This window comes from Variovorax sp. P4_B11 (assembly GCF_056402355.1).
The window spans coordinates 81,678-101,601 of sequence record NZ_JBFUHO010000019.1 but is presented as its reverse complement, the minus strand read 5'-3'; the positions used below and the strand labels follow the sequence as shown (position 1 = coordinate 101,601).

The 19,924-nt window shown below is 69.5% G+C and carries 18 protein-coding genes; 8 read left to right on the top strand and 10 right to left on the bottom strand.

Annotated features, from left to right (window positions below):
- Window positions 1-10 precede the first annotated feature (10 nt).
- The 3 genes from cls to AC1DYD_RS18490 are packed head-to-tail and all read left to right on the top strand — an operon-like array spanning window position 11 to window position 3,442.
- Window positions 11-1,468 (top strand): cardiolipin synthase, encoded by a 1,458-nt coding sequence (cls, locus tag AC1DYD_RS18500; protein WP_478174201.1) that lies wholly within the window; start codon window positions 11-13, stop codon window positions 1,466-1,468.
- 2 nt (window positions 1,469-1,470) lie between these two features.
- Window positions 1,471-2,913: an exodeoxyribonuclease I gene (gene sbcB / locus AC1DYD_RS18495; RefSeq protein WP_478174200.1), complete on the top strand. Its 1,443-nt coding sequence runs from the start codon at window positions 1,471-1,473 to the stop codon at window positions 2,911-2,913.
- 10 nt (window positions 2,914-2,923) lie between these two features.
- Window positions 2,924-3,442 carry an N-acetyltransferase family protein gene (locus tag AC1DYD_RS18490; RefSeq protein WP_478174199.1) on the top strand — a complete coding sequence of 173 codons (519 nt, stop codon included), beginning with the start codon at window positions 2,924-2,926 and terminating at the stop codon, window positions 3,440-3,442.
- Window positions 3,443-3,455: 13 nt separating this feature from the next.
- On the opposite strand, the gene AC1DYD_RS18485 is transcribed toward AC1DYD_RS18490, so the two are convergent.
- From AC1DYD_RS18485 to AC1DYD_RS18445, 9 genes are all read right to left on the bottom strand, one after another.
- Entirely contained in the window at window positions 3,456-4,736 is a 1,281-nt protein-coding gene (locus AC1DYD_RS18485; RefSeq protein WP_478174198.1) for an amidohydrolase family protein, read from the bottom strand.
- A complete protein-coding gene (locus AC1DYD_RS18480) occupies window positions 4,736-5,659 on the bottom strand; it encodes an ABC transporter permease (RefSeq protein WP_478174197.1) in 924 nt (307 codons plus the stop codon). The genes AC1DYD_RS18485 and AC1DYD_RS18480 overlap by 1 nt, the downstream gene beginning before the upstream one ends.
- 220 nt (window positions 5,660-5,879) lie before the next feature.
- A complete protein-coding gene (locus tag AC1DYD_RS18475; protein ID WP_478174196.1) occupies window positions 5,880-6,938 on the bottom strand; it encodes an ABC transporter permease in 1,059 nt (352 codons plus the stop codon).
- A gap of 13 nt (window positions 6,939-6,951) precedes the next feature.
- Window positions 6,952-8,475, bottom strand: coding sequence for an ABC transporter ATP-binding protein (locus tag AC1DYD_RS18470; protein ID WP_478174195.1), 1,524 nt, complete (start codon window positions 8,473-8,475; stop codon window positions 6,952-6,954).
- Between the two features lie 5 nt (window positions 8,476-8,480).
- Complete coding sequence (locus AC1DYD_RS18465) at window positions 8,481-9,413, bottom strand: 5'-methylthioadenosine/S-adenosylhomocysteine nucleosidase (protein WP_478174194.1); 933 nt, start codon at window positions 9,411-9,413, stop codon at window positions 8,481-8,483.
- 98 nt (window positions 9,414-9,511) lie between these two features.
- Window positions 9,512-10,495, bottom strand: coding sequence for a BMP family protein (locus AC1DYD_RS18460; protein ID WP_478174222.1), 984 nt, complete (start codon window positions 10,493-10,495; stop codon window positions 9,512-9,514).
- A 172-nt stretch (window positions 10,496-10,667) separates the two neighbouring features.
- On the bottom strand, window positions 10,668-11,297 hold the full coding sequence (upp, locus tag AC1DYD_RS18455) for a uracil phosphoribosyltransferase (protein ID WP_478174193.1): 630 nt from the start codon (window positions 11,295-11,297) through the stop codon (window positions 10,668-10,670).
- 53 nt (window positions 11,298-11,350) lie between these two features.
- The gene (locus AC1DYD_RS18450; protein ID WP_478174221.1) at window positions 11,351-12,739 is read right to left on the bottom strand and encodes a DUF1688 family protein; all 1,389 of its coding nucleotides are present in this window, start codon (window positions 12,737-12,739) and stop codon (window positions 11,351-11,353) included.
- A gap of 73 nt (window positions 12,740-12,812) precedes the next feature.
- Complete coding sequence (locus AC1DYD_RS18445) at window positions 12,813-14,165, bottom strand: GTP cyclohydrolase II (RefSeq protein WP_478174192.1); 1,353 nt, start codon at window positions 14,163-14,165, stop codon at window positions 12,813-12,815.
- A 171-nt stretch (window positions 14,166-14,336) separates the two neighbouring features.
- Between AC1DYD_RS18445 and AC1DYD_RS18440 the strand changes: the two genes are divergently transcribed.
- Entirely contained in the window at window positions 14,337-14,906 is a 570-nt protein-coding gene (locus tag AC1DYD_RS18440) for a sigma-70 family RNA polymerase sigma factor (protein WP_478174191.1), read from the top strand.
- Complete coding sequence (locus AC1DYD_RS18435; RefSeq protein WP_478174190.1) at window positions 14,903-15,544, top strand: NrsF family protein; 642 nt, start codon at window positions 14,903-14,905, stop codon at window positions 15,542-15,544. The genes AC1DYD_RS18440 and AC1DYD_RS18435 overlap by 4 nt, the downstream gene beginning before the upstream one ends.
- Before the next feature lie 19 nt (window positions 15,545-15,563).
- Here AC1DYD_RS18435 and AC1DYD_RS18430 read toward each other — a convergent pair whose 3' ends face one another.
- The gene (locus AC1DYD_RS18430; protein ID WP_478174189.1) at window positions 15,564-17,081 is read right to left on the bottom strand and encodes a helicase HerA-like domain-containing protein; all 1,518 of its coding nucleotides are present in this window, start codon (window positions 17,079-17,081) and stop codon (window positions 15,564-15,566) included.
- A gap of 146 nt (window positions 17,082-17,227) precedes the next feature.
- Here AC1DYD_RS18430 and AC1DYD_RS18425 point away from each other — a divergent pair, with 146 nt between their 5' ends.
- Genes AC1DYD_RS18425 through AC1DYD_RS18415 form a run of 3 tightly spaced genes read left to right on the top strand, consistent with a single transcriptional unit; the run spans window position 17,228 to window position 19,892 of the window.
- Complete coding sequence (locus AC1DYD_RS18425) at window positions 17,228-17,539, top strand: phosphopantetheine-binding protein (RefSeq protein ID WP_286504364.1); 312 nt, start codon at window positions 17,228-17,230, stop codon at window positions 17,537-17,539.
- Between the two features lie 18 nt (window positions 17,540-17,557).
- Window positions 17,558-18,181 carry a COG4648 family protein gene (locus tag AC1DYD_RS18420; RefSeq protein ID WP_478174188.1) on the top strand — a complete coding sequence of 208 codons (624 nt, stop codon included), beginning with the start codon at window positions 17,558-17,560 and terminating at the stop codon, window positions 18,179-18,181.
- Window positions 18,182-18,194: 13 nt separating this feature from the next.
- Window positions 18,195-19,892 carry an AMP-binding protein gene (locus AC1DYD_RS18415; protein ID WP_478174187.1) on the top strand — a complete coding sequence of 566 codons (1,698 nt, stop codon included), beginning with the start codon at window positions 18,195-18,197 and terminating at the stop codon, window positions 19,890-19,892.
- Window positions 19,893-19,924 lie beyond the last annotated feature (32 nt).

Here is a 19,924-nt window from a genome sequence, read left to right as displayed (position 1 = left end):
TTTCTTCCCCTTGATCGTCCCCGAGCTCAGCCAGGAATGGAAGACCGGCCTCTCCCTGGCGTGGAGCGGCTACATCGCCGTGCTGTCGGTCTGGATCGTGATGCAGAAGCGTGCGCCGGTCTCGACCATGAGCTGGATCCTGTCGCTGGCGCTGCTGCCTTTCGCGGGCTTCCTCATCTATTACTTCCTGGGGCCGCAGCGGCTCAAGAAGCAGCGCCTCAAGCGGCTGCGCAGCCGGGCCAGCGCGCTGGCGCCCGCCGACGTCGTGATGCTGCGGGAGGCGAGGGCGCACGCGCCGCCGGCCTTGCGCCAGATGGCGGCACTCGGGATGGCGGCCTGCGGGCTGCCGGTATCGAGCGCGACGTCGGCCGAACTGCTGTCGGGCGGCGCGCGCACCTTCGATGCGATCTTCGACGCGGTCCGCGCGGCGCGTGACCACGTCCATCTCGAGTACTACATCTTCGAGCCCGACCGGATCGGCACCGCCCTGCGCGACCTGCTCATCGAGCGCGCCCGGGCGGGCGTCAAGGTGCGGCTGCTGCTCGATGCGCTCGGCTCCCAGCGGGTCGGGCGCCAGTTCATGGCGCCGATGCAGGCGGCCGGTGTCCATGTCGCGCTGTTCCACGAGACCCGCATCGGCCGGCGCCTGCGCCCGGTGACCAACTACCGGACCCACCGCAAGATCGTGGTCTGCGACGGCCGGGTGGGCTTCACGGGCGGCGTCAACATCACCGACGCCGAAGACGCCCGGGCCCGGGCCGATGCGTACCACGATGTCCACCTGCGGATCGAGGGCAGCGCGGTGCGCTGGCTGCAAACCACCTTTCTCGAAGACTGGACCTACGCGACCGGCGAGGACCCGCGCCAGATCGACCACGCGCTGCCGCTTCTGCTGCCGGACCTGCCGCTGGGCGAGGCGGCGGGCGAAATCCCGGTGCAGATCGTCACCAGCGGGCCCGACAATCCGCTCGAGGCGATCCACCGGATGCATCTCGCGGCGATCCAATCCTCGGAGCGGCGCGCCTGGCTCACGACGCCCTATTTCGTGCCCGGCGAGCCGGCCCTGATGGCGTTGACCAGTGCCGCGCTGCGCGGCGTCGATGTCCGGCTGCTGGTGCCGCGGCGCAGCGATTCGCTGGTCGTGAGCGCGGCGGCCCGCTCCTACTACGACGAGCTGATCGCTGCCGGCGTCAAGGTCTGGGAGTACAAGGCGCGCATGCTGCACTCCAAGACGCTGGTGGTGGACGATCACTGCGCGATGATCGGCACGGCCAACTTCGACAATCGCAGCTTCAGGCTCAATTTCGAAGTGATGGCCGTGATCTACGGGACGACGCTGGCGGAGCCCCTGGTGGCGCAGTTCGAGACCGACCTCCGAAGCGCTTCGCCGATCCGGGCCAACCGGCGCCAGAAGTTCCTGCGCCGTCTGGCCGACGCCACCGCCCGCCTGTTTTCTCCTCTGCTTTGAACATGCCTCCTCATACCTTTCTCTGGCACGACTACGAAACCTTCGGTGCGGTGCCGCGACGCGACCGGCCCTCGCAGTTCGCTGCGATCCGCACCGACGCCGAACTCAACGAGGTCGGCGAGCCGTTGATGGTCTATTGCCGGCCCGCGCCCGACTACCTGCCGAGCCCGGAGGCCTGCCTGATCACCGGCATCACGCCGCAGCAATGCCTGGAACGCGGCATTGCCGAGCATGAATTCGCGGCCCGGATCGAGCAGGCCTTCTCGCAGCCCGGCACCATCGGCGTCGGCTACAACACGATCCGCTTCGACGACGAAGTGACGCGCTTCCTGTTCTGGCGCAACCTGATCGATCCCTATGCGCGCGAGTGGCAGAACGACTGTGGCCGCTGGGACCTGCTGGACGTCGTGCGGCTGACCTATGCGCTGCGTCCCGACGGCATCGAATGGCCCAGGAAGGCCGATGGCAGCCAGAGCTTCAAGCTCGAGGATCTGGCGCGTGCCAACGGGCTGCTGCATGAAGCGGCGCACGATGCGCTGTCGGACGTTCGCGCCACGATCGCGCTGGCTCGCTTGATCCGCGAGAAGCAGCCCAAGCTGTTCGACTTCGCGTTCGGGCTGCACCGCAAGGACCGGGTCGCGGCCGAACTCGGCCTGCCGGCCACGCGCGAGACCGCGCGGCCCTTCCTGCACGTGTCGGGCATGTTCCCGGCCGAGCGCGGCTGCCTGGCCGTCATGTGGCCGCTGGCCAGCCACCCGACCAACAAGAACGAGCTGCTGGCCTGGGACCTGGCGCATGACCCGAGCGAACTGCGCGATCTCGATGTCGAGACGCTGCGGCTGCGGCTGTTCACGCGCAGCGCCGAGCTGCCCGAGGGCGTGCAGCGGCTGCCGCTCAAGGGCATTCACCTGAACAAGTCGCCGATGGTGGTCGGCAATCTCAAGACGCTGGCGCCGGCGATGGCGGCGCGCTGGGGCATCGACCTCGAGGCCGCTCTGCACCATGCGGCGATCGCCGCGGCCTTGCCCGACATGAGCGCGATCTGGCCGCGGGTCTACGAGCGGCCCCGCGAAGGGACGCCGGATGTCGACGAGGATCTCTACGGCGGCTTCGTCGGCAACGCAGACCGGCGCCGGCTCAACGAACTGCGGAGCCTGTCGCCGGCCGAGCTCGCGCGCTCGCGGACCGGTTTCGACGACCCCCGGCTCGAGGAACTGCTGTTTCGCTACCGTGCCCGCAACTTCGTCGACACGCTCAGCGAGGAAGAGGCCGAACGCTGGGAGGCGCACCGCGTGGCGCGGCTGCTCGAAGGCGAGGGCGGCGCACGCAACGTCGACGCGCTGTTCGCCGAGATCGACACGCTGGCCGAGACGGCGGACGAGCGTGCCGAAGAAATCCTCGGTGCGTTGTACGAGTATGCCGAGGCGATCGCGCCGACCGTGTGAGGCATCGAAGATGACCATTCGGCGACTTGAACCTGCTGACGCCGCAACCTACCGGGCGCTGATGCTGGCCGCCTATGCGCAGCACCCGGATGCGTTCACGTCGAGCGCGGCCGAGCGGGCGGCGCTCCCGTTGTCGTGGTGGGGTGCCCGGCTCGACGGGTCGCCCACGGCAGCGCAAGTGGTGCTCGGCGCCTTCGATGGCGACCGGCTGGTGGGGGCTGCCGGGCTGGAGTTCGAAAGGCGGGAGAAGGCGCGCCACAAGGCGCAGCTGTTCGGCATGTATGTCGCGGCGCCGGCACGCCAGGGCGGTTTCGGACGACAGCTGGTGGAGGCTGCGCTGGCGCTGGCCGCGGCCCGGGACGGCGTCCGGCTGGTCCAACTGACCGTGACCGAAGGCAACCGCGCGGCCCGATCGCTCTACGAGCGCTGCGGTTTCACGGTCTTCGGCGTGGAGCCCTACGCGGTGGCGCTGGGTACCGCCTTTCTCTCGAAGGTCCACATGTGGCGCGCCGTCGCCCCGCTCGACTGAGAATGCAGGCGGCTCAGGCGCGCGGCGGCATCCAGCGGGTCTCTGCGTCGCGCCCGGGCAGGTGCAGCGCGGCGGTCGCGGCCGGTGTCTCGGCCAGCAGGCGCCCCTTGCGGTAGACCTTGAGCCGGGTGGCGCGCAGCCGGATCGCCTCCACCGGGTCGCGTGCCTGCAGCAGCATGAAGCTCGCATCGCAGCCGGCCTCGAGCCCGTAGCCTTCGAGGTGCATCAGCTTGGCGGCGTTGACGGTCACGGCGTCGAAGCAATCGCGGATCCCGGCCTGGCTGGTCATCTGGGCCACGTGCAGGCCCATGTGCGCGACCTCCAGCATGTCGCCCGAGCCCATTCCGTACCACGGGTCCATCACGCAGTCGTGGCCGAAGGCGACGTTGACGCCGGCGGCCATCAGTTCGGGCACGCGGGTCATGCCGCGGCGCTTGGGGTAGCTGTCGTGGCGGCCCTGCAGCGTGATGTTGATGAGCGGATTCGAGATCACTGCAACACCGCTCTCGGCGATCAACGGCAGCAGCTTGCTGACGTAGTAGTTGTCCATCGAGTGCATTGATGTGCAGTGCGAGCCCGTGACCCGGCCCTGCAGCCCGAGGCGCTGGCTCTCGAAGGCCAGGGTCTCGATGTGGCGCGAGAGCGGGTCGTCGGACTCGTCGCAGTGCATGTCGACCAGCTTGCCGCGCTCGGCCGCGATTTCGCAGAGCAGCTTCACGCTGGCCGCCCCATCGGCCATCGTGCGCTCGAAGTGCGGAATGCCGCCGACCACGTCGACGCCCTTGCCGAGCGCGCGCTTCAGGTTGTCGACGCCGCCGGGCGAGCGCAGCACGCCGTCCTGGGGAAAGGCAACCAGCTGCAGATCGAGATAGGGCGCGACGAGGCGCTTGACCTCCAGCAGCGCGTCGACCGCGAGGAGGCTGGCTTCGCTGGTGTCCACATGGCTGCGGATCGCGAGCAGGCCCTTGGCCACGGCCCAGTCGCAGTAGGCCAGCGCGCGCTCGATCAGGGCGTCGGCCGTGAGCAGCGGCTTGAGTTCGCCCCACAGCGCGATGCCTTCGAGCAGCGTCCCGCTCTGGTTGACGCGCGGCAGGCCGTAGCTCAGCGTGGCGTCCATGTGGAAGTGCGGATCGACGAAGGGCGGCGCCACGAGCAGGTCGGCGGCATCGAGCGTTTGGTGGGCGGGCGCGGCCAGGCCGGCCGTCACTTCGGTGATGCGGCCGCCCTCGACCGCGATCGACATGCCGCTGCGGCCGTCGGGCAGCGAGGCGTTCTGGACCAGGAGGTCGAGCATCAGCGTTCTCCTTTTCGGTAGGGTTTCATCAGTGCCTGCGGATAGCTCGCCTTGCGCGCCACCAGCACCAGCGCCAGGATCGACAGCAGGTAGGGCAGCATCAGGTAGAGCTGATAGGGCAGGACGGCATCGCCGGATTGTTGCAGCCGCAATTGCAGCGCGTCGAAGAAGGCGAACAGCAGCGCGCCGAGCAGCGCCTTGCCGGGCCGCCAGGATGCGAACACCACCAGTGCCACGCAGATCCAGCCGCGGCCGTTGATCATGTTGAAGAAGAAGGCGTTGAAGGCGGACAGCGTGAGAAAGGAACCGGCCACGCCCATCAGCGCCGAGCCGGCGACGATCGCGCCGGTGCGCGTGGCGGCGACCGATACGCCCTGGCCCTCGGCCGCCTGAGGGTTCTCGCCGACCATGCGCACCGCCAGGCCGGCGGGCGTCCGGTACAACACCCAGGCGACCAGCGGGACCAGCAGCAGGGCCAGCAGCGTGAGGGGTGTCTGCGACTCGAGCACCGGGACATGCAGCCAGTCCATCGATGCGAAGGGCGTGACGGTCGGCGGCGTGTTGACCTTCGGGAAGCTCACGCGGTAGCCGTAGGAGCTCAGCGCGGTGGCGAGCAGCGTGATGCCCAGCCCCGACACATGCTGGGACAGCGCCAGGCCGACCGTCAGGAACGCGTGCAGCAGGCCGAACACGGCACCCGTGAGCGCGGCGACCCCGACCCCGACCCACAGCGGTGCCCCGGCATAGACCGCGACCCAGCCGGTGAAGGCGCCGGCGACCATGATGCCCTCGATGCCGAGGTTCAGCACGCCGGCGCGCTCGCACAGCAGCACGCCCAAGGTGCCGAAGATCAACGGCGTCGCGATGCGCAGCACCGCGACCCAGAAAGACGCATTCGACAGGATGTCGGCGATGTCGCTCATTTCAGTGCTCCACCACGTGATCGCGTGACCCGCGACGCATGAAACCGGCGCAGTCCGATACCAGGGATACCGCGCAACCGGCTTTGCCGGGCCGCCGGTATCGCCCCACTTGAGGGGCTGAGGTCCGCGGCTCCAAGCCTGCCTGCGCAGGCTTGGACGGAACCGAAGAGCCGCTGCCTCTGGCAGCGACTCGGGGCGCCGCAGGCGCTTCGGGGGTGTTTCATCTCCTCACCCGGTATTGGGTCAGCAAGGTGGCGACCAGCACCGCGATCAGCGAAGCCGCCACGATCACGTCGGCGATGTAGGTCGGAACGCCGATCGCGCGGCTCATGGTGTCGGCTCCGACCAGCACGCCGGCCACGAACACGCCGGCGGCCAGCACGCCGAGCGGATGCAGCCCGGCCAGCATGGCGATCACGATGCCGCTGTAGCCGTAGCCCGGCGACATGTCGAGGGTCACGTAGCTGGTGCGCCCCGCGACCTCGATCGCGCCGGCGAGGCCGGCCAGCGCGCCCGACAGCAGTGCGACCCACACCACGGTGCGCGTGACCGGCACGCCGGCGAAGGCGGCGGCGCGCGCGTTCGCGCCGACGGCGCGGATGTCGAAGCCGATCACGGTGTACTTGAACAGCAGCCACACCAGGACGGCCAAGCCGCCGGCCCACAGCAAGCCGGTGTGGATGCGCGTCTGGGCGACCAGCTTGGCGAGCTCGAGCTCCGACTGCAGCGAGACGCTCTGCGGCCAGCCCATCGCGCTCGGGTCCTTCATGGGGCCGTCGAGCATCGCCGAGACGCCGAGCAGCACGATGAAGTTGATCAGCAGCGTGGTCACGACCTCGTCGACGCCGAGCCTGTTCTTCATCAGCGCCGGGCCCAGCAGCAGCAGCGCGCCGGCCAGCGCCGCGGCCGCCATCGTCAGCGGGAACAGCAGCCAGGTCGGCAGCGCGAAGCCGGCGCCGCCGTGCAGGCCGCCGACCGCCACCGCGGCCAGCGCGCCGGCATAGAGCTGGCCCTCGGCGCCGATGTTGAAGAGCCGGGCCTTGAAGGCGACCGTGGCGGCCAGGCCCGTGAGGATCAGCGGGACGGCCCGGGTCAGGGTTTCGCTCCAGGCGAAGACCGAGCCGAAGCCGCCTTGCAGCAGCAGCGCGTAGGTGCGCCCGACCGGCGCGCCGGCCCAGAGAACGAGCAGGGCGCTGACCAGCAGGGTGAAGGCGACGGCACCGACAGGCGCCAGCACGAGCGCGGCGCGCGATGCGCGATGGCGACGTTCGAGTCTCACGCGGGGACTGCGCTCATGAACCCGCCATCGCCAGGCCGATCGCCTCGCGCGTCCAGGCGGCGGCTGGCCGTGGTTCGCCGAGCTGGCCGCCATGCATCACGGCGACCCGGTCGCCCAGGGTCAGTACCTCGTCGAGATCGTCGGAGATCAGCAGTACCGCCGCACCGGCGTCGCGGGCCGCGATCAACTGCTGCTGCACATAGGCGACGGCGCCGATGTCCAGGCCCCAGCTCGGCTGGTGGGCGATGATCAGCCGGGGCGTCCGCTGCTGCGCGCCGGCCGATGCCGGCGCCATCAACGCGCGGCCGAGGATCAGCTTCTGCATGTTGCCGCCCGAGAGGGTCCGGGCCGGTGAATCGAGACCGGCGCCGCGCACGTCGTAGGCGGTCTCGACGCTGCGTGCATGGGCCCTGGCGGCGCCGCGCCGGACCCAGAGCCAGCGCGAGAAGGCCCGGCTGCGCAAGCGTTCGGACACCGCGTTCTCCCACACGGGCAGATCGCCGACGACCCCGACCGCATGCCGGTCTTCAGGGATGCGCGCCACGCCGCGCTGAACCAGCCGGGCCGGCGAAGGCGGCAGCTCGCGGCCCATCAGGCGGACGGTGCCCGCGACGGCTCGCCGCGTGCCGCTCAGCAACTCGGCCAGCGCCACCTGCCCGTTGCCCGAAACGCCTGCGACCGCGACGATCTCGCCGGCCCTGAGCGTGAGGCTCACGTCCCGCAGGCGGTCGTTCCCGCTGCCCGCGGTGCGCACGTGGTCGAGCACGCAGACCGCATCGCCGACCTGTCGGGCCGGGCGCCGGAGCGTGTTCTCGATCGCATGGCCGACCATCCACAGCGCCAGCTGCGCCTGCGTGGTGTCGCCGGCACGGGCTTCGGCCACGCGCTTGCCGCCGCGCAGCACCACGATGCGATGCGATACGCGCAGCACCTCGGGCAGCTTGTGGCTGATGAAGATGATCGACAGGCCCTGGGCCACCATCTGTCCCAGCGTGTCGAACAGTGCCTCGCTCTCCTGCGGCGTCAGCACCGCCGTCGGCTCGTCGAGGATCAGGATCCGCGCATCGCGGACCAGCGCCTTGAGGATCTCGACCCGCTGGCGCTCGCCGACCGACAGGCTGCCGACCGTCGCCTCCGGCTGCACGGGCAGGCCGAAGCGTTGCGCCACGTCCAGCAGCCTGGCGCGCGCTGCGCCGCGGCGCGAGAAGGGCTGCCAGAGCGGCTCGGTGCCCATCATCACGTTGTCGAGCACGCTGAGGTTGTCGGCCAGCGTGAAGTGCTGGTGCACCATGCCGATGCCGGCGGCCAGCGCGGCCTTCGGATTGCCCGGCGCCAGCGGCTGGCCGAACACCTCGATGCTGCCTTCGTCGGCCACGTAATGGCCGAACAGGATCGACATCAGCGTCGACTTGCCGGCGCCGTTCTCGCCCAGCAGCGCGAGCACCTCGCCGGCCTGCAGGTCGAGCGAGATGGCGTCGTTGGCCACCAGCGTCCCGAAGCGCTTGGTGATGCCGCGAAGCGCGAGAACAGCGGACAAGCGGTCTACTTCCAGCGCGAGAGGAAGGCCAGCAGCACCTTGGCCGAGTTGTCGGCCGCGATGCCCATGAAGGTGCCCATCTCGTTCTCGCCCTCGCCGCCTCCCGCCAGGTCGCTGAGCGAACGGAAGGCGATGAAGGGCACGCCGTTGCTGTAGGCGACCATTCCGACCGCGGCCGTCTCCATGTCGAGCACGTTGGCCTGGAAGGTCTCGAAGGTGTATTTGCGCAAGGCCTTGTTGTCCATGAAGGCMTGCCCCGAGACCCCATTGCCGCCGACCACCAGCTGCGGCTTGCGGCTCAGGCACCTGGCCGCTTTGCAGTCCGCCAGGTCGACGTTGCGGATGCTGCGCGCCACCTCGAGCATCTTCGGGTCGGCTTCGAACCAGAACTTCTTCGAGAGCGACGGATTCGCCGCCGAGCGCACCTCGACCGGCCGCGGATGCATCATGCCGAAGGCCGGCAGCGTGGCGTCCTTCATCCAGGCCGGCACGCTGTACTGGCCCGGCGAGGATTCGCGCGCCATCAGCACTTCGAGGTACTGGCCCCATTGCGCGGGCACTGTGACGTCGCCGATGTGCAATTGCGGATTGACGCCGCCGGCGATGCCGCTGAACACCACGTGCGTGATCTTGAAGCGATCGAGCACCAGTTGCGTGTTCATCGTCGCATTGGTCATGCTGATCCCCGACAGGAACAGCACCACCGGCCGGCCTTCGAGCGTGCCGGTGCCGAACTCGACGCCGTTGACGCTGTGCTTGCGCGGGTCCTGCAGGCGGGCCTGCAGCAGCGTGAGTTCGGGCTGGAAGGCCGAGATCACCGCCATCCGGGGGGTCTCGTCGAGCCTCCCCGAATGCGTGTCGGGTGCGACCGCCGCGCAGCCCGCCAGCGCTGCGCCGAGCGCCAAAACACACAGACTCCGAGACAACGGGCTCTTCATTCGGGAAACACCGCGGAACCGGCTTTGCCGGGCCGCTGGTGTTGCCCCCTGCAAGGGGGTGGGCGGCCACACGAAGTGGGCCAACCTGGGGGTGAGCGTCATTTCCCGGTCGACTTCGGTTGGCTGTCGTCCACCTTGATGGTGGTCTTGCCGGCGAGGATGTCGGCCTGCTTGGCCTTGACCTTGGCGACGATATCGGCCGGCACCTTGGTCTCGAAGGTGCCGAGCGGCGCGAGTTCGGAGCCCTTGTACTTCATCATCGAATAGGGGCCGTAGTCCTCGGCCGCGAACTTGCCTTCCTTCACGAGCTTGATCGCGCGGTCGGCCGAAGGCTCGAAGTTCCACAACGCGGACGCGACCACGGTGTCGGGGTACTTGTCCTGGGTGTTGATCACGTTGCCGATCGCGAGCTTGCCCTTTTCCTTGGCCGCATCGCTGACGCCGAAGCGCTCGGCGTACATCACGTCGGCGCCCTTGTCGATCATCGCGAAGGCGGCTTCCTTGGCCTTCGGCGGATCGAACCAGCTGTTGATGAAGCTGACGCTGAACTCGACCTTCGGATTGGTTTCCCTGGCGCCGGCCATGAAGGCATTCATCAGGCGGTTCACCTCTGGGATCGGGAAGCCTCCGACCATGCCGATCTTGTGGGTCTTGGTCATGCCGCCCGCGACCATGCCCGACAGGTAGGCCGGCTCCTGGATGTAGTTGTCGAAGACCGAGAAATTCGGTGCCTGCGGCTTGAGCGAGGAGCCCATCAGGAAGGCCGTCTTGGGAAAGTCCTTGGCGACCTTGCGCGCCGCCGCCTCGACGCCGAAGACCTCGCCGAGGATCAGCTGGTTGCCGGCCGTGGCGTACTCGCGCATCACGCGTTCGTAGTCGGCATTGGCGACGTTCTCGGTCGCCGTGTACTCGATCTCGCCGCGCGCCTCGGCCGCCTTCAGCGCCTTGTGGATGCGCCCGACCCATTGCTGCTCGAAGGGCACGGTGTATACCGCCGCCACCTTCAGCTTGGCCTGCGCGAACGCCAGCCCCGGCGCCCCCGCCGCAAGCGCGGCTGCAATGGCGACCGAACGGATGATCATTTGACGGCGAACGTTCACTGCACTTCTCCTCGAGTTAAGAAAACAACCGACTGCCCACACGCTCCCCGTTTGTTCGTGAGACACCGCGGAACCGGCTTCGCCGGGCCGGTGGTGTCGCCCCCGGCAGGGGGTGGGCGCCCGGACACGAAGTGCCGGGCAACCTGGGGGCGAGCTACTTGGTCCCGAAGATGCGGTCGCCCGCATCGCCCAGGCCCGGCAGGATGTAGCCGTGGCTGTTGAGCTCGCGGTCGATGGCGGCGGTGTAGATCGGCACGTCGGGATGCGCCTCCTGGAAGGTCTTGACGCCTTCGGGGCAGGTCAGCAGGCAGACGAACTTGATCGACTTCGGGTTCAGTTCCTTGAGCCGCTCGACCGCTGCCACCGCCGAGTTGCCGGTGGCCAGCATCGGGTCGACCACGATCGCATCGCGCTCCTCCATGCCGCCGGGCATCTTGAAGTAGTACTCGACGGCGGTCAGCGTCTTCGGGTCGCGGTACAGGCCGATGTGGCCGACGCGGGCGCCGGGCACCACGCTCAGCATGCCGTCGAGGATGCCGGTGCCGGCGCGCAGGATCGACACCAGCACCAGTTTCTTGCCGTCGATCACCTTGGCGTGCATGGTCTCGAGCGGGGTCTCGATCTCGATGTCCTGCATCGGCATGTCGCGCGTGACCTCGTAGGCCATCAGCATGCTGATCTCGTTGAGAAGGCGCCGGAAGCTGTTGGTGCTGGCTTCCTTGCGGCGCATCAGCGTGAGTTTGTGCTGGACGAGGGGATGGTCGACGAGGTGGACGTTGCTCATGGCGTGGAGGAAGCGCGGATGCGTTCTTGTCGTTGTGAAGAAAGGTGTGAAGTCTAGAAGACCGTGCCGTCGCTCTCGATGCGCAGGGGGGGTGCACCGTCACGCAAACGCTGTGCCATGACGCGGCCCGCAGCCCAGGTGCCGCCCTCGAGCACGCGGGCCAGGGGCATCTCTTCCTCGCTGCGCTCCATCACCTTGCGCACCCGCGCCGCGACCTCGTCGAGCAGCGCGACGGTCAACGCGCGCCACTCGACGATGAACTCGTCGCCGACCTTCCATGAACGCTCGAGCAGCGCGGGGCTGCGCGGCACGATCAGGCCGCTGTCGATCAGCAGGCCGCCGTTGCGGTATTCGGGCAGGGCGGTGAGCGCCTCGACATGGCGCACCTTGACGCCAGCCCATTCGAAGGGCTCGAGCATGGAGTAGGTCAGCCATTGCGACAGCTTGTGGAAAGGCATCCAGCCGTTGGTGAGGCCGGGTCCGCGCACCGCGCTGTGGCGCCAGCAGTCGCCCAGTGCCAGCGCCGGGTCGCCCGAGCCGAGGGCGCCGGGCGCATCGCTGCCGTCGGCCGCGATGCTGTCGATGGCATTGGAGGCGGGCCAGATGCCCGACAGCGATTCGAGCAGCAGCGACAGGATCTCGTGGGCGGTGGTCTCTGCGGTCGGCGGCGCGGCGGGGCCGTGGGGCCCGACCAGCGCATCGAACAATCCGCCGGGCCGGCCGTCGTCGCCGAACACTTCGGGTCGCTCGCTCATGGCTTCTCCGAGCCGGCGCAGCAGCGTGGCGCGGCCGGCCAGCCCGACCAGCGGGTTGACGCTGCTGACCTGGAAGGCGTCGCCGAGCCGGTCGGTGACCAGCGCGCGCAGGCCGGCGGCGTCGGCCTGCAGCGGACGGTCGGGGTCGGACGAGAACAGCCCGGTCGTGAAGGCGTGGAAGCTGGCCACGCCCAGGCCCTCGGAACGCGTGAAGCGCTGGCCGCTGCCGGCTTCGAAGTAGTGCCAGTCGGGGCCGGCGCCGGCGTCGAGCAGCACGCTGACCAGCACCAGGTCGAGGTGCGTACGGGCGCGTTGCGGGGCATCGACGTCGCCGAGCAACTGGTCGAGCGCAGCCACCCGGTTCACGCCGCCGGCCTCGAAATGGCGCCAGCGGCTGTGGTAGGGGATCGGGCCCCAGGCGTAGCGGTCGCGCGTGACTTCGGCCACCGTGCGGGCCGTGTCCTCGAGGGCATCGTCGTCGCCGATCGTGAACCATTCGGATTCGCCGGTGCGGGCCCGGGCCAGCAGCGCCCTGGCACGGCTGCGCACGGCCTGGGTGGTGCGCAGGAAGGCCGCGGCGCCGGCGGGATGGGCCGTGTCGCCGACGAATTCGAGCGCCGGGTCGACATGGCCCTCGGCGTCGGCGCTGCGCACCGCGGGGTTGGCGGTCGGGCGCTCGGGGTCCATCCCGTAGTTGTTGCCGCTCATGAGGCGACCTCCGTGCTCTGCACTGCGGAGCGAGCTTGCTTGGGGCGGCGGCTCATTGGTCAAGCCCCCGGCCCTTGGCCTTCTTGAGTTCCTCGGCGTCCGGCACTGCCCCGGGCGTGAAATAGCCGGCCGCCATCTTGGCGTCCATCTCGACCCGGGCATCGGCCGGGATCAGCGCGTCGGGGATGTTGACCCGGGTGCCGATCTCGATGCCCGAACCCGTGATGGCGTCGAACTTCATGTTGCTCATGGACACCAGGCGGTGGATCTTGCGGATGCCGAGCCAGTGGAAGACGTCGGGCATCAGCTCCTGGAAGCGCATGTCCTGGACGCCGGCCACGCACTCGGTGCGGGCGAAATACTGGTCGGCGGTGTCGCCGCCGACCTGGCGCTTGCGCGCGTTGTAGACCAGGAACTTGGTGACCTCGCCGAGCGCCCGGCCTTCCTTGCGCGAATAGGCGATCAGGCCGACGCCGCCGCGTTGCGCGCCCTGGATGCACTCCTCGATGGCGTGCGTCAGGTAGGGCCGGCAGGTGCAGATGTCGGAGCCGAAGACGTCCGAGCCGTTGCACTCGTCGTGGATCCGCGCGGTGAGCTCGACCTCGGGGTTGGCGAGGTCGCGGGCGTTGCCGAAGATGTAGAGCGTCTGGCCGCCGATCGGCGGCAGGAACACCTCGAGGTCGGAGCGCGTGACCAGCTCGGGGTACATGCCGCCGGTTTCCTCGAACAGGACCCGGCGCAATTCCGTCTCGGAGCAGCCGAAGCGCTGGGCCACCGCGGGCAGGAACCAGACCGGCTCGATCGCCGCCTTGGTGACCATGGCGGCGCCGCCGGCGGTCAGGAACTTGCCGTCGGCCTTCAGGCGGCCGCTCTGCAGGGCCTCGATCACCTCGGGCAGGATCACGTGGGCCTTGGTGATCGCGATGGTCGGGCGAATGTCGTAGCCGGCCGCGAGTTCGGTGGCGAAGGCATCGGCCACCACCGCACCCCAGGGATCGAGCGAGACGATCTTGCCGGGTTCGCTCCACTGCGGGTAGGGGCCGATGACGTCGGTCGGCGAGGTGTTGGTGAGGTCGGCCTTGTGGTGCGGCGAGAGTGCCCCGGCGGCCACGGCCAGTGCGCGGTACACGCTGTAGGAGCCGCTGTGGGTGCCGATGACGTTGCGATGCGCGCGTTTGGTGGTGGTACCGACCACCGGGCCGCGCTCGGCCGCCGTCGCGGCGCCCCATTGGATCGGCAGGGCGCCGAAACCGCCGGCGTGCGAGGTCAGGCGGATATGGCTGCGCTGCGGAGATGTCGGGACCGGGGAGAGCGAAGCCGGCTCGGGCGGCGCGGCGGCGGGGGAGGGCGGGGAAACGGCAGGATCGGAAGAGGAAGACGGAATCGGAACGGTGTCTACGGACATTGCGGGCCCTCAAAAAACACAATGTACCGATGGCTCCCGGAACTGGCAAGCCGGCGCATACGCCTTTTGCCGTAAAGCGCCGCCGCCTGCGGTCCGGCTTCGCCATCACGGCACAATCCGGCGGTTTTCTTTTTTTGGCGGCGCCTGTAACCGGTCGCTGCCGGCGCACGAATGAGCAAGGAAAGCCCGGTGGCGAAAAGCGAAGCGGAGCTGCGGCTGCACGCGCTGTTCGTGCGCGGGCTCGACGGCGACGCCGCCGCCTATCGCAGCTTTCTGGAGCAACTCGCCTCGCACTTGCGCGCGTTCCTGGGCCGGCGCCTGTTCGGCTGGCCCGACGAGGTCGAGGACCTGGTCCAGGAATGCCTTCTTGCCATGCACAACCAGCGCCACACCTACCAGCCCGACCAGCCCCTGACCGCCTGGGTGCATGCGATCGCGCGCTACAAGATGATCGACCTGCTGCGCGCCCGCGCCGGCCGCGAGGCGCTGCACGATCCGCTGGACGACGAACTGGCGGTGTTCGCCGCGTCGGACACCGAGGCCAGCGACGCCCGGCGCGACCTGGCCGGCCTGCTGGCCACGCTGCCGGACCGCCACCGCCTGCCGATCGTTCACACCAAGCTCGAAGGGCTGTCGGTGGCCGAGACGGCGCGACTCACCGGCATGTCGGAATCGGCGGTCAAGGTCGGCGTCCATCGCGGCCTGAAGGCGCTGGCGCAGAAGATCAGGGAGGCGCGATGAAGACCGATCAACTGGTGGCCCTGCTGGCCGCGGACGCCGTGCCGGTGCCGCGGCGCGCGGTGTCGCGCCGGTTGCTGGTGGCGCTGGCGATCGGCCTGCCGCTGTCCTTCGGCTGGATGTTGCTGGCGTACGGTGTGCGGCGCGACCTGATCGAGGCCATGTTCTGGCCGATGTTCTGGGTCCGGCTGCTGTTCGGCACCGGCATCGCGCTGGCCGGCTTCGTGGTCTTGCAGCGGCTGGCGCGTCCCGGCGCGCGGGTGCGGGGCGCCTGGCTGGGGCTCGCGGCGCCGGTGCTCGCGATCTGGGTGCTGGCCTTGCTGGCGCTGCTCTCGGCGCCGGCGGAGGACCGTGCGGCGCTGGTCTGGGGACAAACGTGGCGCACCTGTGCCCTCGACATCGCCGCGGTTTCGCTGCCGATGTTCGCGGGCTTGCTGTGGGCGCTGAGGGGGCTGGCGCCGACCCGGCCGGCGCTGGCGGGCGCGGCGGCCGGCGCGCTGGCCGGTGGTGCCGGCGCGATGGTCTACGCCTTCCATTGCCCCGAGCTGGCGGCGCCCTACATCGCGATCTGGTACGTGGCCGGCATCGCACTGCCGGTGGTGGCCGGTGCCCTGATCGGGCCCCGGCTGCTGCGATGGTGAGCCGTTGGCGGCAGTCTGGCTAGCGTCGAGTCTTCGATCCGAAGATGCCGCCGAGCACGCCGCGCAGGATCTCGCGCCCGACCGTGGTGCCCATGGTCCGCACGGCCGACTTCGCCATCGTCTGGGCGAGGCCGTCGTGCTTGCCGCCGCGCGGGCCGGTCGAGCCGAACAGGATCTCGTTGAGGCTGCCCATCACGCCGCCGGATTCCTGCGGCGCCGCAGCGCCGGGCTTGCCCGCGGCGGCCGGTGCGTCGGGGGCGGTCGCGGCACGGCCCTTGAGCTTCTCGTAGGCCGACTCGCGGTCGACCGATTTCTCGTAGACGCCGGCCACCAGCGAATTCGCGATCAGCGCCTGACGCTGGGCCGGCGTGATCGGCCCGATCTGGCTGCCAGGCGGCAGCACGTAAACCCGCTCGGTGACGCTGGGCCGGCCCTTGTCGTCGAGGAAGCTCACCAGCGCCTCGCCGACCGCGAGCTCGGTGATTGCCGCTTCGATGTCCAGCCCGGGCTTCTGCCGCATCGTCGTCGCGGTCGACTTGACCGCCTTCTGGTCGCGCGGCGTGAAGGCCCGCAACGCGTGTTGCACCCTGTTGCCGAGCTGGGCCAGCACCGAATCCGGGATGTCCAGCGGGTTCTGGGTGACGAAGAACACGCCCACGCCCTTGGAGCGCACCAGCCGCACCACCAGTTCGATGCGTTCGACCAGCGCCTTGGGCGCCTCGTTGAAGAGCAGATGGGCCTCGTCGAAGAAGAACACCAGCTTGGGTTGCTCCGGGTCGCCGATTTCCGGCAGCTGCTCGAACAGCTCGGACAGCATCCACAACAGGAAGGTGGCGTAGAGCCGCGGTGAGTTCATCAGCTTGTCGGCCGCCAGGATGTTGATCACCCCCTTGCCGTCCACGGACTGCATGAAGTCGGCGATGTTGAGCATCGGCTCGCCGAAGAACTTGTCGCCGCCCTGGCTTTCGATCGACAACAGGCCGCGCTGGATCGCGCCGACGCTGGCGGCGCTGATGTTGCCGTACTCGGTCGTGAACTGGCTGGCGTTCTCGCCGACGTGCTGCAGCATCGCGCGCAGGTCCTTGAGATCGAGCAGCAGCAGGCCGTTGTCGTCGGCGATCTTGAACACCAGGTTCAGCACGCCCGACTGCGTTTCGTTCAGGTTGAGCATTCGGCCCAGCAGCAGCGGGCCCATGTCGGACACGGTAGCGCGCACCGGGTGGCCTTGCTCGCCGAACACATCCCACAGCGTGACGGGGCAGGCCAGGGGCGGCGGCAGGTCGAGCCCGCGCTCCTTCAGCGTGGCGCCCATCTTCGCGCCGATGCTGCCCGGCTGGCTGGTGCCGGTGAGGTCGCCCTTGACGTCGGCCATGAACACCGGTACGCCGATCGACGAGAGCTTTTCGGCGATGGTCTGGAGGGTGACGGTCTTGCCGGTGCCGGTGGCGCCGGTGATCAGCCCGTGTCGGTTGGTCAGCCCCGGCAGCAAGCTGCAGTCGATGCTGCCGTGGCGGGCGATGAGGAGAGGGTCGGCCATGGGAGTTTCCGGTCGTTCGAAGGGGCTCAGTCTATCGAAGCCGGCCTCCTATAATCGCGACCCCATGCGAAGCTTCCTCCGGTCCCCCGGGGGGATCTTTTGCTTACCCCTTGCGACAATTCCCACCAGCACCCCGGAGTTCTCCTTTGTCATCGACTGCCCAATCCCCCGTTCCCGCCGCTGGCGACGCCTCCGAACAGTCACCCCTCGAGAATGAATTGGCTGTCCTCCTGGTCGAGTCGCTCAACCTCGAGGTTGCGCCGGCCGACATCGTGCCGACGGCACCGCTGTACGGCGAAGGGCTCGGGCTCGATTCGATCGACATCCTGGAAGTCGCGCTGGAGGTGTCTCGCAAGTACGGCTTCCAGCTGCGCTCCGACGACGAGCGCAACCAGCAGATCTTCGAGTCGCTGCGCAGTCTGGCGGCGCATGTCGCGGCGCACCGCGGCACTTCCTGACCGATGTCGCGTTGGCGCATGGCGCTCCTGCTGCTGGCGGGTGTCGGCTATGCCTGTGTCTCGCATTGGATGATGCTCTACCACGCGGCCGAGCCCTGGGCCGTGGTGGTGCTGCTCGGACCGCTGTGGCTGACCGCGCTGGGTCTCGCAGGCAGCCGCTTCGGCAGCTGGGGGCTGTCGCTGGCCGGACTGGCCGGCGTGGCGGTGTTCGCGCTGGTGCTGCTTGGCGAGGCCGGCGATCCGAATCGACTCTACGTGCTGCAGCATGCCGGCATCAACGCCTTGCTGTGCGGCTGGTTCGGCGGCACGCTGCGCGGCGACCGGCTGTCGCTGATCGGCCAGTTCGCCCAGCGCGTGCATCCGCTGTCGCCCGCCATGCGCGTCTATACCGCCCAGGTCACATGGGTCTGGACACTTTATTTCGCCTTGATGGTGGTGGCCTCGATCGCGGTCTATGCCCGCTTCTCGTTCGCCGCCTGGTCGGTGCTGGCCAACCTGCTGACGCCGCTCATGGTGGCCGGCCTGTTCGTCGGCGAGTACCTGCTGCGCTACCGGCTGCATCCCGAATTCGAGCGCACCCGCCTGATCGATGCGGTGCGCGCCTTCTATGGTGCGTCGGCGGATCACACCGCGCGGCGCTGAATTGACGAATCCCTTGAGCCTCGAATCCTTCCTGCCGCTGCTGGCCCAACGCGATCTCGACCAGCCCCTCGCATGGCGTGCCGGCACGCCGGTGAGCGCGCGCGAGTTCCTCGCCGACGTGGCGCGTTTCGCCCCTGAGCTGCTGCCCGGCGGCCCGGTCGTCAACCTGTGCGTCGACCGCTATGCCTTCGCGGTCGGGCTGGCGGCGGCCCTGCTGCGCGGCGAAGCGAGCCTGCTGCCCCCGGATGCGCGTCCCGACACGCTGGCGCGGCTGCACGAGGCGGGTGATCCGGCCTATGCGGTGATCGACGACCCGAAGCTCGAGACCCCGGGCCTGCCGCGCGTTCTGATCGAGGACCGTCCGCCCGTTGCCGGTGGGCCCGAGCCGGCGCTGCCGGCCATCGCTGCCGGCATGCACGCGGTGAGCCTGCTGACCTCCGGCTCGACCGGTGCGCCGCAGCCGCACGCCAAGACCTGGGGCACCCTGGTCGGCGACGTCAAGGCCGCGGTCGATCGGCTGGCCGCTCTGCTCGATCGGCCCACGCTCGCCGGCCTGACGCTGGTCGCCACGGTGCCGGTGCAGCACAGTTACGGGATCGAATCCTCGGTGCTGCTGGCGCTGCTGGGCGGCGCCGCCTTCGACAGCGGCCGGCCCTTCTTCCCCGCCGACGTGGCCGAGGCGCTGGCCTCGGTGCCGCAGCCGCGGGCGCTCGTGACCACGCCCTTCCATCTCAAGACGCTGTTGCTTTCGGGCATCGCGCTGCCGCCGGTGGACCTGATCCTGTCGGCCACCGCGCCGCTGTCGCCGCAGCTGGCGGCCCAGGCCGAGCAGGCCATGGGGGGCGTGCTGATCGAGATCTACGGCAGCACCGAATCGGGCCAGGTCGCCACCCGCCGGCCGACGCAGGGCGAGGTCTGGGAGACCTTCGGCGAGATCCGCGTGCATGCGGAGCATGACGCGGGCGGCGCCGAGCGCTTTGTCTTCTCGGGTGATTTCATCCCGGAACCGACGCCCATGGCCGACATTCTGGAACTGGTGGACGACCGGCGCTTTCGCCTGCTCGGCCGTGCCAACGACCTGATCCACGTCGCTGGGCGGCGCAGTTCGCTGGGCTACCTGAACCATCACCTCAACAGCATCCCCGGCGTCGAGGACGGCGCCTTCTGGCTGCCCGACGAGGTGGCCGACGGCGTCGTGCGGCCGGTGGCCTTCGTGGTGGCCCCCCAGCTGGATCCCCACGCCATCATCGCGGCGCTTCGCGAACGGGTCGAGGCGGTGTTCGTGCCGCGCCGCGTGGTTCACGTGGCGGCCTTCCCGCGCGAGGGCACGGGCAAGCTGACGGCGCGCGCGTTGCGCGAGTTCGCCTTGGCGCAGCTGGCCGCCGACGGCACGCCGGTGCAGGTCACGCGCGAAGTGCCGACGGACCACCCGGCCTTTGCCGGCCACTTTCCCGGCCAGCCGCTGCTGCCGGGGGCGTTGCTGCTGTCGGAAGTGCTGGAAGCCGTGCGCGGCGTGCCGGCGCTCGCGGCGCGCATCGGCGCCGAGCCGACGCTGGCCGCGGCCAAGTTCCTGGCGCCCGTGCGCCCGGGCAGCAGCCTCGTGATCGACCTGCTGCCGGAGACCGGCGCCTCGCGCGGCCTGAAATTCGAGGTCCGCTGCGGCGACGTGGTGGCGGTCAGTGGACGCTGGGTGCCTGGCGCGAGTCCATGAGGGCCGCTCCCAAGGCGAATACCGCGGTGCGA